Origin of the sequence: Corynebacterium sp. H128 (assembly GCF_037482625.1) — a bacterium.
Lineage (GTDB): Bacteria > Actinomycetota > Actinomycetes > Mycobacteriales > Mycobacteriaceae > Corynebacterium.
This window is the reverse complement of record NZ_JBBHKW010000002.1, coordinates 123,338-136,995: the sequence shown is the minus strand read 5'-3', so window position 1 is coordinate 136,995 and position 13,658 is coordinate 123,338. Positions and strand designations below refer to the sequence as shown.

At 57.6% G+C, this 13,658-nt stretch carries 14 protein-coding genes and 1 riboswitch; of the genes, 8 read left to right on the top strand and 6 right to left on the bottom strand.

From position 1 onward, the window contains the following. Window positions 1-5: 5 nt before the first annotated feature. Window positions 6-1,244 carry an exodeoxyribonuclease VII large subunit gene (gene xseA, locus WG915_RS02535; protein ID WP_339563794.1) on the bottom strand — a complete coding sequence of 413 codons (1,239 nt, stop codon included), beginning with the start codon at window positions 1,242-1,244 and terminating at the stop codon, window positions 6-8. 92 nt (window positions 1,245-1,336) lie between these two features. Between xseA and WG915_RS02530 the strand changes: the two genes are divergently transcribed. After that, a complete protein-coding gene (locus WG915_RS02530) occupies window positions 1,337-2,299 on the top strand; it encodes a 4-hydroxy-3-methylbut-2-enyl diphosphate reductase (protein WP_339563793.1) in 963 nt (320 codons plus the stop codon). On the opposite strand, the gene WG915_RS02525 is transcribed toward WG915_RS02530, so the two are convergent. The 3 genes from WG915_RS02525 to WG915_RS02515 all read right to left on the bottom strand — a co-directional run bounded on the left by WG915_RS02525 (window position 2,296) and on the right by WG915_RS02515 (window position 5,735). Then, entirely contained in the window at window positions 2,296-3,129 is an 834-nt protein-coding gene (locus tag WG915_RS02525; RefSeq protein WP_339563792.1) for a DUF6542 domain-containing protein, read from the bottom strand. The genes WG915_RS02530 and WG915_RS02525 overlap by 4 nt on opposite strands. A gap of 61 nt (window positions 3,130-3,190) precedes the next feature. Next, entirely contained in the window at window positions 3,191-4,300 is a 1,110-nt protein-coding gene (locus WG915_RS02520; protein WP_339563791.1) for a DNA recombination protein RmuC, read from the bottom strand. 34 nt (window positions 4,301-4,334) lie between these two features. Then, window positions 4,335-5,735 (bottom strand): AI-2E family transporter, encoded by a 1,401-nt coding sequence (locus WG915_RS02515; RefSeq protein ID WP_445227766.1) that lies wholly within the window; start codon window positions 5,733-5,735, stop codon window positions 4,335-4,337. Window positions 5,736-5,848: 113 nt separating this feature from the next. Here WG915_RS02515 and ychF point away from each other — a divergent pair, with 113 nt between their 5' ends. Then, a complete protein-coding gene (ychF, locus tag WG915_RS02510) occupies window positions 5,849-6,934 on the top strand; it encodes a redox-regulated ATPase YchF (RefSeq protein WP_339563790.1) in 1,086 nt (361 codons plus the stop codon). A 123-nt stretch (window positions 6,935-7,057) separates the two neighbouring features. Further along, the gene (gene zupT / locus WG915_RS02505; protein WP_445227765.1) at window positions 7,058-7,846 is read left to right on the top strand and encodes a zinc transporter ZupT; all 789 of its coding nucleotides are present in this window, start codon (window positions 7,058-7,060) and stop codon (window positions 7,844-7,846) included. Between the two features lie 10 nt (window positions 7,847-7,856). Here zupT and WG915_RS02500 read toward each other — a convergent pair whose 3' ends face one another. Both WG915_RS02500 and WG915_RS02495 read right to left on the bottom strand, forming a co-directional pair. Then, a complete protein-coding gene (locus tag WG915_RS02500) occupies window positions 7,857-8,771 on the bottom strand; it encodes a DUF808 domain-containing protein (RefSeq protein ID WP_339563789.1) in 915 nt (304 codons plus the stop codon). 59 nt (window positions 8,772-8,830) lie between these two features. Beyond that, window positions 8,831-9,727 carry a patatin-like phospholipase family protein gene (locus WG915_RS02495; protein ID WP_339563788.1) on the bottom strand — a complete coding sequence of 299 codons (897 nt, stop codon included), beginning with the start codon at window positions 9,725-9,727 and terminating at the stop codon, window positions 8,831-8,833. Window positions 9,728-9,794: 67 nt separating this feature from the next. On the opposite strand from WG915_RS02495, the gene WG915_RS02490 reads away from it, so the two are divergent. The 5 genes from WG915_RS02490 to WG915_RS02470 all read left to right on the top strand — a co-directional run bounded on the left by WG915_RS02490 (window position 9,795) and on the right by WG915_RS02470 (window position 13,650). Further along, a complete protein-coding gene (locus WG915_RS02490; RefSeq protein ID WP_339563787.1) occupies window positions 9,795-10,166 on the top strand; it encodes a DUF2218 domain-containing protein in 372 nt (123 codons plus the stop codon). A gap of 26 nt (window positions 10,167-10,192) precedes the next feature. Continuing rightward, window positions 10,193-10,308, top strand: a riboswitch (TPP riboswitch). Then, window positions 10,300-10,890: an ECF transporter S component gene (locus tag WG915_RS02485; RefSeq protein ID WP_339563786.1), complete on the top strand. Its 591-nt coding sequence runs from the start codon at window positions 10,300-10,302 to the stop codon at window positions 10,888-10,890. It overlaps the preceding riboswitch by 9 nt. Next, complete coding sequence (locus tag WG915_RS02480; RefSeq protein ID WP_339563785.1) at window positions 10,891-12,384, top strand: ABC transporter ATP-binding protein; 1,494 nt, start codon at window positions 10,891-10,893, stop codon at window positions 12,382-12,384. Beyond that, complete coding sequence (locus WG915_RS02475) at window positions 12,381-13,136, top strand: energy-coupling factor transporter transmembrane component T family protein (protein ID WP_339563784.1); 756 nt, start codon at window positions 12,381-12,383, stop codon at window positions 13,134-13,136. The genes WG915_RS02480 and WG915_RS02475 overlap by 4 nt, the downstream gene beginning before the upstream one ends. Window position 13,137: 1 nt before the next feature. Continuing rightward, on the top strand, window positions 13,138-13,650 hold the full coding sequence (locus tag WG915_RS02470; protein WP_339563783.1) for a hypothetical protein: 513 nt from the start codon (window positions 13,138-13,140) through the stop codon (window positions 13,648-13,650). The last annotated feature ends 8 nt before the right edge of the window (window positions 13,651-13,658 follow it).

Sequence of the window (13,658 nt, the reverse complement as noted above, 5' to 3'; positions counted from 1 at the left end):
CTTTCCTAAACGGCTGGATTCGTGCTCATTGCGGCTGCGGTGATGGAGCCATCACCCACGCGGATTCTTAGTTGACTACCCGGTGGAGATTGCTCGATAGTCGTCACTACTTCGGGGGCTGATCCATCGCGCGGCGCGACCTGTACTACCGCATATCCGCGGGCCAGAGTCGCCGCTGGGCCGAGGGTAGCTACTCGTGCCCGCAACGAGGCCGTTTCGGCCTCGGCGGTACGCAGCAGTGTTGCGATATCACGCCGAATCAGAGTACGTGCCCGTTCCACGTCATCTCGTCGCTGAGTGATCTGAGTGTAGGGATTTGCGAGCACTGGCCGGCTGCGCATTTGTTGCAGGCCGCGCAACTCCCGCTCGACCCAGCCACGCAAGGCAGCTTGGGAACGGGATCGGAGCTCGACTATGAGTTGCCGTTCGGCGGCAACATCGGGCACTACGCGTTTCGCAGCATCTGTCGGCGTCGCTGCTCTAAGATCGGCCACGTTATCCAGCACCGGATTGTCAGGCTCGTGGCCGATCGCGGAAACTACTGGCGTCTGAGCGGACGCAACAGCCCTTTGTAGCGCTTCCTCCGAAAAAGGCAACAGGTCCTCCACAGAGCCACCACCGCGAGCGATGATGATGACATCCACGTCGGGGTTTTTATCGAGCTTCTCCAACGCCGCAATAATCTCGGTCACTGCGCTTGCGCCTTGAACTGCAGTATTGATGACTTCAAATTGCACCGCAGGCCAACGAGATTGAGAAACTGCAAGGACATCTCGTTCTGCCGCGGATCCACGGCCGGTGATGAGGCCAACCTTGTTCGGCAAGAAGGGCAGGGGCTGCTTCCGATCGGCGTCGAAAAGCCCCTCCTGTGCGAGCTGGGAACGCAGCCGCTCGATGCGGGCCAACAACTCTCCGACGCCCACCGTGCGGATATCCGTCACCCAGAGTGAGAAGGAACCACGCCCTGCATAGAATGCTGGCTTTCCGTAGACGACCACACGGTCGCCGTCTTTGAGCGGGGTGGGGAAGTTTTGGATCAGCGAAGTAGGGCAAGTTACCTGCACACTCGCCTCGGCTTCTGGGTCCCGCAGCGTCAGGTAGGAGAGCTTCCAGGTTGGTTTTACGTTGACCTGGGTGAGTTGTCCTTCTACCCAAATGTGGCCCAGTCGCTCGATCCACGCCTTTACCTTGGCGTTGACTTCGCGCACCGGCCACGGACTATCGGCGGTGGATGCCTCGCTCATTCTCCTCCTTCACTTAGAAGTTGCTCAACATTTAAGACATGGCTAACCGCGATTCTAGGCGTTTATAGGGTGCTCTGGGTACGCTAGGCACCATGACGGAAACGAAAGCTAAGAAAGTATTGCTCGCAGCCCCCCGTGGCTACTGTGCTGGAGTGGACCGCGCAGTGGAAACAGTTGAGCGTGCGCTGGACAAATACGGTGCACCGGTTTACGTGCGCAAGGAAATTGTGCATAACCGCTACGTTGTGGATACTTTGGCCGACCGAGGTGCGATTTTCGTCGAAGAGACCACCGAAGTTCCAGAGGGAGCGCATTTGGTTTTCTCCGCGCACGGCGTAAGCCCGGCGGTGCATGCTGAAGCGCGTCAACTGAGCCTCAATACTCTCGACGCTACCTGCCCGCTGGTCACGAAGGTTCATAATGAGGTCAAACGCTTTGCTCGAGACGGCTTCCAGATCCTCCTCATCGGTCACGAAGGCCACGAAGAAGTAGAAGGAACCGCTGGCGAAGCACCAGCCGTCGTGCATCTTGTCGACGGCGTAGAAGGTGTTGAGAAGCTATCATTCGGTCCCGATGAGAAGCTGGTGTGGCTGTCTCAGACGACACTGTCGGTAGACGAGACAATGGAGATCGTCACGCTGCTCAAGGCCAAATTCCCCAACCTCATTGATCCTCCAAGCGACGACATTTGCTACGCCACCCAGAACCGACAAGTAGCCGTGAAGGCGATCTCGCCTAAGTGCGATCTCGTCATCGTGGTGGGCTCGCAGAACTCTTCGAATTCCAAGCGTCTGGTAGAGGTCGCGTTGCAAAATGGTGCATCGGCATCCTATTTAGTTGACTTCGCGTCACAGGTGCAAGAAGAGTGGCTGGAAGGCGTGAAAACGATCGGGATTACTTCGGGCGCCTCTGTGCCGGAAATTTTGGTGCGAGACGTACTAGAGAAGCTCGAAGGATACGGCTATCACGACGTAGAAGAGGTTGTCACTGCAGCTGAGAAGATCGTGTTTTCGTTGCCACGGGACCTGCGCCCAGCGAACCGAGCGCAGCGTTAGCTGTAGAGGTCGTCGCTGAGCGACGGCCTGCCGGTCGGCTTCTCGTTTCGGCGAGGAGCCGATTTTTGTTGCGGCCGCTGAGCGCGGTCGATCCGAGGAAGCTGGCTACGTTCCGGGTTAGCGCTGCCGGATTTAGAGCGCGCTGCTGATGCGCGGTAGGAACGCTCTCGTTGGGCGTCCCGGGCCTCGCGTGCAGAGCGTTGCCGCTCGGCACGGGTATCTACGTCCTTGATTAACTGCGAAAATGGCACACGTTGAGTGCCTGAATCCTCGCTCCGGCGCGGCCGGCGATTCATTTCGCGCACCCTTGTGACGGTCTGTCGATTGCGTTGTTCGCGACGCGCTGCCGATTTGCGCTGTCGCTCAAGCCGCGCAACATCCTGCTTGTACTTAAGTTTCGCGCGATTGATTCGCCACCATGCGACGGCAATGCACGCGAGACTGATTCCCGCTAGTGCTGGGAAAAACATGGCTAAGGGATACACAGCCGACAGGATCATGGTCTTTGACCACGGGTCCGAGTCGCCGGAGATATTGCCCTTGGCTACTATCCAAGCTGTGATTGGGGTGAATATCCCGAAAAGTAGTGGCTGAACTGCCACAATATTGAAGACATTATCTAGTCGGACGAACACTGCGGTTGCAATCGCTGCCAGTCCAAAACAGAGGATGAACGGCCAGGCGAGCTCGCCCGCACTGATGCTAAGCAGAAGGCCAGTCAAACAAGCTGCAACGCAAATGGACAGCGCGGTCCAAATGGGTAGCCCAGAGACCCTCGCCGGGGCTTGATGGCGATTCGCTGGAGCGGCGGTTGCGGTTGGTTGGGGCACGATCAGACATGTTACCGATTTTGACCCTTATGTAGGTAACACCCCGCCTGAGAGACGGTACCTAATTCCGGGTTTCCCGAGTCCGAGAATCCACAGTTGGCAACGGCTCAGGCTCTGCAGTCTGGTGCGGCAGCACCTCCATCTCGTGGAGTTTACGGGCAGTGACAAATACCCTGCTTTCCAGAGAAGCGATAGCTGAGTTATAAGAAACTACCGCCTTGTCCAGCGAATTTCCCACCCGAGAAATGTGATCGCCCAACGTGCCTAGGCGCTGGAACAACTCGCTTCCTAACTGTTGAATTTCGGCGGCTTTGTCGCTGAGCGAACTGTGTTGCCAGCCGAGCCCGACAGTGCGAAGTAATGCCACCAGCGTCGTTGGGGTGGCAATCACCACATTCTTGGAAAACGCATATTCCAACAACTCATTGTCCACGTTCAACGCTGCATCAAGGAAAGGATCCGCCGGAACAAATAGGACAACAAACTCTGGGGTCGGTTGAAAGCTACGCACATAGTCTTTCGCGGAAAGCTGATTTACATGTGTGCGGAGGTGGTGTGCGTGCCGGCGCAGGTGCGCTTGATGCTCCTCTGGATCTGTTGTATCCAGGGCATCCAGGTAGGCGACGAAGGGAGCTTTGGCGTCGACGATGATGTTGCGGCCGTCGCTGAGCCGCACGACCATGTCGGGACGTACGTTGCCGTCGGACACTTGTGTGTCAAAGTCGCAGTGGCGCACCATTCCGGAGAGCTCGACCACGCGTTCCAGCTGCATTTCGCCCCACCTGCCTCGAACCTGCGGGGCGCGCAGCGCGGTGACTAGTTTCTCGGTTCGATCAGAGAGCATCATGGACGTTCGACTCATGGCTTGGACTTGAGACGCCAGGTGAGAATATGTCTCTGCCCGCTCCACCTCGAATTGGTGCACCTGTCCGCTCAACTCGGTTACGGCCTTTTCTAGCGGAGTGAGGGTTTGGCTGACCTGATTGCGCACCAGCTCTCCCGATTGGAGCGCGTGCTGCGCGTTTTCTTGGCTCAATGTCGCACTGAGTAGCTCTCGAAGGCGATCAGCCTGGGAATCTGTGGTGCGGTTGCCTCGGCTAGACCAACCCAGCAGGAATCCTAGTGCTAGGCCGAGGACGAGGAAAAGAAACAATGCCACGGTGGAGTTCATGGCTCCACTGTGGCACACGCTCCGGACACCAAGACTATTTTCGCCTTATTTTGGGGAACGTTTGTGCTAGTTTCTTGGTTGTTTTCCCTGCTCGATTCAGCATGCTGCCGACCAGATCCTTGGCATCATCTTCCTCGGCTGCTATCGTGGCTGCCGCCGCAGGTTGGCGTTGTGGCAGCAGTTTTTGCAGCCCGCCGTCGCGGAATAATTTGCCAAACTCCGCGACCCATTTGACTTGCATCTCGGAGTCTTGGGTGGCGAACTGAATCTCTTCCGTGGTCTTTTCGCCGACTTTAAGCGCAATGATGTCGTTGAGGTAGCGGAAGAATACTGCGATCATCGCTGCGACTGGAACTGCCAAGAAGGCCCCGATGATGCCGAATAGGCTGCCGCCCAGGGTTACTGAGAGCAGAACGATAACCGGGTGCAGATTCATGGCCTTGGATTGAAGCATCGGGGAGAGGATGTTGCCCTCGAGCTGCTGTACTGCGACGACCAAAATTAGTACCAGTAGAGCCTTGGTCACCCCGAGGGAGACTAGCGCGATGAGCACCGCCAGTGCGCCGGCGACGAACGCTCCCACAATCGGGATAAATCCGGCGAAAAAGGTCAGGGTTGCTAGTGCGAGCGCCATAGGAACGCCGATCAGAACCAGGCCGGTGCCGATACAAATGGCGTCGACAAGCGAAACGACGGCTTGGGCACGGATGAAGCCGGAGAGGGTCTTCCACATGCGGGAAAGGAGCTCCGTCAGGTGCAAACCCGCCCGTTCTCCCGTGATCCCGCGGAGCCAAGGTAGGAAACGGTCGCCGTCTTTGAGGAAGAAGAAGGTAAGCACCAACACCACACCGAGCGTGACGACGACTATGGACATCGTGCCTAAGCCAGAAAATACCTCGGTGGCAATCTGCCCGGACTGATTCTGGAGCCAGGAGATGGAGTTGGAAAAGAGGTCATTGAGGTCCTCAGAATCCAAGTTGAACGGTGGTTCCTGCAGTGTGAGCTGTGCTTGGAGCAGCATCTCATAGGTTTGCAAATAAAGCGTCTGTGATTGCCTACCGATGCTCGGAGCCATGGCGGCAATGACCGCGCCGAAAATTCCCAGCGTGGAGACAATTGATATCAGTGCAGCCAAACCAGCGGGGAGTCCGCGGTCGCGGAGCCACTTGGTGGGCGTCCACAGGACAGAAGAAACGATGATGGCAAAAACCACCGGAAGGATTCCTTGCCATACTTGCTTGCCTACGAACCACACCATGTATGTCGCTGCAGCGATGATGAGTAGTCGCAGGCACCAGCTCGCGAACTCTTTCAGACCTTCCGCAATGATGATCGAGCGATCAACATGCGGTCCACGTTCCAATTCCTCGAAAGTCCACGGAGCGTCGCCCACAGAGCTGAAGCCTGAAACCTGAGTCGGCTCCGATTCACTCACGTGCTTCTCCTTTGCATGGCGCAGGGGCTGTACCCGAAACTCTAGCGGATTCTAGTCCTATAGACGGCCACGTGCGACCGCCGGGAATCATCCAGTTGCTAGGATAGTTCCTCGTGAGCCTAACCCTTGGAATTGTCGGTCTGCCGAACGTCGGTAAGTCAACCCTCTTTAATGCCCTGACCCGTAATGACGTTTTGGCGGCGAACTACCCCTTCGCGACCATTGAGCCAAATGTCGGTCTGGTGGAACTGCCAGACGTTCGTCTGAAGCGTCTCGCTGAGATCTTCGGCTCTGAGCGGATTCTGCCTGCGACCGTATCCTTCGTGGATATTGCGGGAATTGTGAAGGGAGCTTCCCAAGGCGAAGGAATGGGCAATGCCTTCCTTGCCAACATTCGCGAGGCTGATGCCATTTGTCAGGTGGTGCGCGCGTTTGCCGACGATGATGTCATCCATGTCGATGGCCGTGTTGATCCTTCTACTGACATTTCGGTGATTAATACCGAGCTGATTCTTGCTGACTTGCAGACCATTGAAAAGGCCTTGCCGCGCCTCGAGAAGGAAGCCAAAAAGGATAAGACCCTCGCCGATGCTGTTGCAGCTACCAAAAAGGCGCAGGAGATTCTTGAGGATGACCGCACGTTGTTCTCTGCTGCCAAGACTGGGGAGATTGACCTAGCCCTCGTCCGCGAGTTGCACTTGATGACGGCGAAGCCATTCCTGTACGTGTTCAACTCTGATGAAGCGGTCCTTACTGATGAGGAGCGCAAAGCCGAGTTGCGGGCCATGGTTGCTCCGGCGGACTGTGTTTTCCTTGATGCGAAGACTGAAACCGAGCTACTTGAACTAGACGAAGAAGAAGCTGCTGAGCTGCTTGAGTCCGTTGGTCAGCACGAACCAGGGCTGCACTCGCTTGCCAAAACGGGCTTTGCCACCCTCGGGCTGCAGACCTACCTCACTGCTGGCCCCAAGGAATCTCGCGCTTGGACGATCAAACAGGGTTCTCTTGCGCCACAGGCTGCCGGGGTAATTCACACCGACTTTGAGAAGAAGTTCATCAAGGCCGAGATTGTCTCTTTCGCCGATCTTGATGAGCTAGGATCCATCGCTGAAGCTAAGGCTCAGGGCAAGATGCGTATGGAAGGCAAAGACTACGTCATGCAGGATGGCGATGTTTGCGATTTCAAGATTGGTGGCTAACTGCTCCCGTCTTCCCAGCACCGTGGCTTGGAAGACACATTGAGCCCGGCCGCCGAAGCTGCGACCTCGTGAAGCTGTCGAGTTGCCCGCGGATATCTGCGCCTGCTTCTATTAGATTTCATCATGACTAGCCAGATCCTTTTCGCTTTCGCGCTCACCCTAGCTGCCGGCTTATCGACGGCCATTGGTGGGCTCGTCGTGCTCAAGAAGAAGGAGCCTTCCGCGTTATTCCTTGCTTCGGCACTAGGATTTTCTGCTGGCGTGATGCTGTGGGTGTCTTTCTGGGAGCTGATGCCGACGGCGAAGGACTATCTCGTTACGGCCGTGGGGGACAAGGCCGGCAATTGGGCAGTAGTCGCGGCGTTCTTCGGCGGAGTGCTGCTCATCACCATCATCGACCGATTGGTGCCAGAAGCCGTCAACCCTCACGAACCCCATGATGAGGCGGCTGTAGAATCTGCGAAGCTTCGGAAAATGGGTGTGCTGATGGCTTTGGCTATCGGCATCCACAATTTTCCCGAGGGCTTCGCTACCTTCCTCTCCGGAACTGAATCCCTAAGCATTGCACTCCCGGTAGCTTTCGCGATTGCGATTCACAACATACCGGAAGGTATTTCGGTGGCAATTCCCATTTGGCAAGCCACAGGCTCTCGTCGCAAAGGTTTCATGTGGGCGATGCTCACTGGCCTCGCGGAACCAATTGGCGCACTCGTTGGTTTCCTCGTCCTGTTGCCGTTCCTGGGGCCAGCAACAATGGGAATCGCGTTTGGGGCAATATCCGGCATCATGGTCTTTATTTCGTTGGACGAGCTGCTGCCCACTGCCGTGGCCACCGGAAAGCACCACGCTGCCGTTTACGGCCTGATCATCGGGATGGCAGTGATGGCGTTGAGTTTGTTGCTGGTGGCTTAGCAGCCCCCGGTCAGTGGGAACGCTTCAACGGTGTCACATGAATGATGAGTGCGATGATCGCACCCCAGATTCCACCGATGATGAGCGAACAGAAGGTGTTGACGCACCACTGCAGGAAACCAGCAGGAACCAAGGTCTCCATGTGGTGAACGAAATCATAGGGCACGGACCAGCCAAGTTCGTGGAGACCGACCAAGATGATGTGGCCACCGACCCACAGCATGGCAAAGGTGCCGATTACTGCGATGACTGCGAGAACCTTTGGCATTGCCGCTACTAAACCGCGACCAAACTTCTGGGATCCCGGGTTCTTACGAGATGCCATTTTTAACCCGACGTCGTCCATCTTCACGAGGAGTCCGACGGCGCCGTAGACCAGGAGCGTGATACCGATAGCGACTAAAGCTAGGACCGCTGTGCGCATCCAGAACCCGTAATGGGTTACCGCATTGAGGGAAATAACCATGATTTCCGCAGACAGGATGAGATCAGTAGTGATGGCGCTGCGCACCAGTTTGTCCTCATCTGCAGGTTCTTTCTCAACTGCTTCTTCTGGGTCAACGTGCTCTCCGGAGAACTTCTCGATCACTTTCTCCATTCCCTCGAAACACAGGAAGGAGCCACCCAACATGAGGATTGGGGTGAGGAGCCAAGGAGCCCACACTGAGAGCGCGAGGGCGATCGGCAGGATGATCACCAGCTTGTTTACTAGTGATCCCTTGGCGATGCGCCAGATCATGGGCAGCTCGCGGGCTGGGGAGATGCCATCGACATACTGTGGGGTGACAGCGGCGTCGTCGACCACGACGCCTGCTGCTTTTGCGCTGGTTTTGGCGGCGGCTGCGGCTACATCGTCGGCGTTAGCCGCGGCGACTTTGGCAATAGCTGCAACATCGTCGAGTAGGGCAGCAAGTCCACCAGCCATATCAGTTCCTTTTCATCAAGATGGAAAATAACGAACAAGGGGACATTCTATCTGCATTTTCAGCGATTGCTGGCTTTCAAGAAATTAAGAATCGCATCCCATTCTTCTTCAGTTTGAGTTTCACCCGCAGCGAATGAGGCTTGGAGCTTTGCCAAATTGCGTTCCTTGTTGCCTACGAGCATGTTCTTAGGGGAGAACATGTAGGCGTCACCAGATGCCTCGAGGGATAGTAGTTCCTGTTGGGTGCGGTTGTAGCGTGCCGGGCGAGCAATTAGGGCCTCGGCGATTGCTGGATAGCGTCGAAAAGCGCGGCGGATCAGCTGAGGCCGGGTGATGGTCGGCTTAATGTACTCGCGTGGCTGCGAGCGCAGCACAAGGAAGGTGCTGAAGCCGTCCGCTTGGGCAGCGTCGAGGGGGATTCCGCCAGTTGGGCCAAGAGCGCCGTCGACATAGGGGATTCCGGCGATGATCGGCATGGGCATGATGAGCGGCATCGTAGAGGAAGCCCGCACCCGTTGCGCCAGATCTTGTTGTGTTGAGATATCCTCGCGGCCCCAATAGACCATCTCTCCAGTATCTGCACGTACCGAACCAATGCGAAATGGGGTCGGGTTGGCCTGAAACGCGGGGAAATCAATGGCAAACCTCTGGTCTGGGGCCGTAGAGGTCTCGTAGATGTACTCCGAGTTGAAATAGCCGCGGCCTCGCAAGAAGGATCCCCAGCCACCTGCCTGCGCAGAGGCTGGCATGTCAGTGAAGGCCTCGCGGGTGCGCTGGCGAGAACCAGATAGGTAGTTAACCGTGTGCGAAGTACCTGCGGAAATTCCGCCGACCCACCCAAAACGGATGTTCTCAGCAAGGAAACGGTCAATCACTGCGGCAGTATATGAATTGCGGGTGCCGCCCCCTTCAATGACCAAGGCAACGTTGGGGTAGTGCAATTCATGTGCAGTCATGTTTACAACATACAAAGTTGTACAACAATTAGGCGGGATTAACCCAGCTTAAGTACACTCGGTGCGCATGTACGGTGAACTTCATGGAACGTCGACCGCTCGGGTCGCCACCGACCGCCCCGCGCGGTACGCAAAGCAGCTAGTGTCGCACTTCGGCAATCACAACGATGGTCATTGGAGTGACGATGATGCCCGCGGAGATCTCAGCTTCGTAGGCGAGGGCGAAGCCTCGGAAAACCCGAAGAAAGCCTTCGAAGGCAAAGTACACGTCTCTTTTGTTGCGGCGGAACAAACACTGCTCATCCACATTGAAGGGCCAGAACGACTCATCGAACGCTTTGAACAGGTGGTCGGCAAGCACCTCGTTCGCTTTGGGGCCAAGGATGGACTGCACGTGCAATGGCGCCGATCCAATGGCGAAGCTGGGACCAGCCAATAGCGGCTGTTAGAGTAGCAAGAGAAAACATTCACCAACACGGGTGCTCGGAGACTGAACCGGGCTGAGATGCGCGAGATTGTGCGCGAACCGTATGAACCTGATCCGGGTAATTCCGGCGAAAGGGAGTAGCTCAATGAATCAATCAAAGTCTTGGCGTGTCGTCGACATCCTCGTGGCAGTAGTACTGGGTGTTGCGTGTGGCCTGATCTTTTGGGTGTGGAACTCGGTGGGATACGCCTGGTACGAGGCCCTCAACGCCCTCACCCCGGGTTTCGGTGGACTCGTTGCGGGCATTTGGCTGCTGGGCGGGGTGCTCGGTGGCGTGATTATCCGCAAGCCGGGTGCCGCGCTTTTCGTCGAGGTGCTTGCTGCCATCGTATCCGCAGTTATGGGCAACCAGTGGGGAATTGAAACGCTCTACTCAGGTTTGGCGCAGGGGCTGGGCTCGGAGTTGATATTCGCGATCTTCCTCTACCGGCGTTTCGGACTCATCAACGCAGTTTCAGCCGGAATCGGAGCTGGATGGGGAGCATTTCTCCTCGAGCTAGTAGCATTCGGCAACTTGGCCAAGGGTGCATCGTACAACCTGTTTTACCTTGGCTCTTTGACTATCAGCGGTGCAATACTCGCTGGACTTCTTGGCTGGTTGCTGATGCGGGCGCTTGCAGCAACCGGCGCACTTGATCGTTTTGCCGCAGGCCGGGAAAACCGCGCGCTGGTCTAGATGAGTCCACACGAGGGCGCTGGTGTCACGGCCCGCGGTTTTGGCTGGCGGCATGCAGGGCGCAAGAAGCCCGCGCTGAGCGACGTCGATTTCCGGATTAACCCTGGCGAAAGAGTTCTGCTGCTGGGAGAATCCGGAGCCGGCAAATCGACGCTATTGGCCGCAATAGCAGGAGTGCTCGGCGGCGAGGACGAAGGCGATTGGTTTGGAAGCCTAAAGGTTGCAGGTAGCGATGCCCGCGATGTCGCTGCCACCCGTGGGAAGGTAGGCATGCTGCTCCAAGACCCCGATGCGCAGGTCATCGCCTCGCGAGTCGGGGATGACGTTGCCTTTGGATGCGAGAACCTAGGGGTAGACCGCGAGGAAATCTGGCGCCGAGTGCCGGAGGCTTTGGCCCTCGTTGGCCTCCAGCTGCCACTCGACCATCCCACGGCCGAGCTTTCCGGTGGGCAGAAGCAGCGCTTGGCCTTGGCAGGAATTATCGCTATGGGAGCGCAGATCATCGTGCTCGACGAGCCAACTGCCAACCTGGATCCAATCGGCGTTCAAGAGGTTCGTGCGGCGATAGCCCGTATCACCGCGGAAACGGGTGCGACTCTGATCGTGGTGGAACACAGAGTAGAAACGTGGCAAGGGATCACCGATCGTGCCATCGTGCTCTCCAGCTCCGGTGGTCTGCTCGCAGATGGACCGTTAGCGCAGGTGCTGCCGGAGCAGGGGAAGCATTTGGCCGCCCACGGGATCTGGGTGCCGGAAGAATTCGTGGCTCCCGAGCAAAGGATCGAACTTTCTGGGCGCAGACCAGTAGCTACCGAGTCTGCATTGAGCGCAGAGAACCTCAGCACGGGGTGGGCTCGGCCAATAGGGCAACCGCACACGCTGCGGCTGCCCGCCGGCAATTCCACCGTGATCACAGGCCCGAATGGCAGCGGAAAGAGTACCTTGGCCTTGACCTTGGCAGGCTTGCTGCCCCCGCTCGGGGGGACGATTCGAGCAGCTGGGCAATCAGGGTTGCCCCACACGTGGCGATCCGCGAAGCTGGCTACCCAGATCGGCTTCGTGTTTCAGGACCCAGAGCATCAATTTCTCAGCACCTCCGTTCTGGATGAACTGCTGGTAGCACCCCGAGTTCTGGCGGCTCAAGGCCGCCGGCGATGGCCGTGGCAACCGGCCCCGGATGCAGCGGACGTCGATAAGCAGCGTGCAATGGAGCTGCTCGAACGGCTGCGACTCGAGCACTTGGCGGCGGCGAACCCATTCACGCTATCCGGTGGGCAGAAGCGCCGCCTTTCCGTGGCCACAGCCCTGATTTCCTCGCCAGGCATCGTGATTCTGGATGAGCCCACGTTCGGGCAGGACCGGCGCACTTTCCTAGACGTAGTCACCCTACTGCGTGAACTGACCGATACCGGAGTGAGTGTTGCCGCCATCACCCATGATGAGCTGTTCATTTCTCTGCTCGGAGACCACCGAATTGAGGTGGGGGTGTCTTGAATATCCTAAGTGGCACTAATCCAGTGACTAGAATTGGCGCGCTGGTGCTATTTACAACTCCGCTGCTGCTCAGCGTGGATTGGGTCTCGGCTGCAGTAGCGCTGGGAATCATCTTTGTGTTTGCACCACTGTGTGGCTTGGGGTGGCTCTCCTTGCTGAGAAAAGCCTGGCCAATACTCCTTGCCACCCCCATCGCTGGGTTGTCGATGGCACTGTACGGGCGGCCGGAAGGACATGAGTATTTCGCGTTCTGGTTCGCCCACGTGACAGATAATTCGCTTGAGCTGGCACTGGCAATCATGTTGCGCGTGTTGGCGGTAGCGTTGCCGGTGATCGTACTGAGCCGCGGGATCGACCCCACAGAATTGGGGGATGGATTAGCTCAGGTGCTGAAGCTACCGCAGCGCTTTGTGGTGGCCAGCGTGGCTGGGGTGCGCCTGATGACCCTGTTCCAGCGCGATTGGTCTGCGCTTGCTCGTGCTCGTCGCGCCCGGGGGGTAGCGGATCAGGGCCGCATCAAAGGGGCCTTCGGCATGGCCTTTGCGTTGTTGGTGCTCGCGATTCGGCGCGGCACCAAACTGGCTACCGCAATGGAGGCGCGTGGTTTCGGCGGGCCGACGCAGCGCTCCTGGGCTCGCTTATCGACGGCGGGTCCGCGCGATGCCTTAGTACTCAGCGGAGCCTTGTGCTGCGGCATCATCGCGATTGTTGTATCAGTGTATGCGGGCGAGTTCCGCTTCCTAGGAGCCTGAGATGAAACTGCCGCCAGGTACTCGCACTATCTTGATCGACGGACGCTCCGGGTCTGGAAAAACAACCTTTGCGCAGCGGGTAGCAGGCCAATTGGGGTGGCAATTGGTCCACATGGATGACCTGTATCCGGGCTGGAATGGTTTGGCTGCAGGTTCTCGTCTTGCTGCCAGCGATGTGTTGCGGACGGAGAATCCTGGGTTCTTTAGGTGGGATTGGGTGGCAGGAAGTCGCGGGGATTGGGCGCCTGTGGATGTCGATGAGCCACTAGTGCTGGAAGGCGTGGGGGCGTTGACAACAGACACTCTCCGCGCTGCCAATCTCCGGGGCGCGGTACTCAGCATTGTGTTGCGTTGCCCAGCATCGATAAGAAGGCAACGGGCGCTGGCGCGGGATCCGGAGTTTGCGCAGTGGTGGGAGATGTGGGCGCGACAAGAGCAGGCGCACTTCGCGCAGCTGCCGACCCCGGACGTGGTGCTTGATTGTCGGAGTATCGCGGACTTTGAGGTCTGCTGATCCCCGGG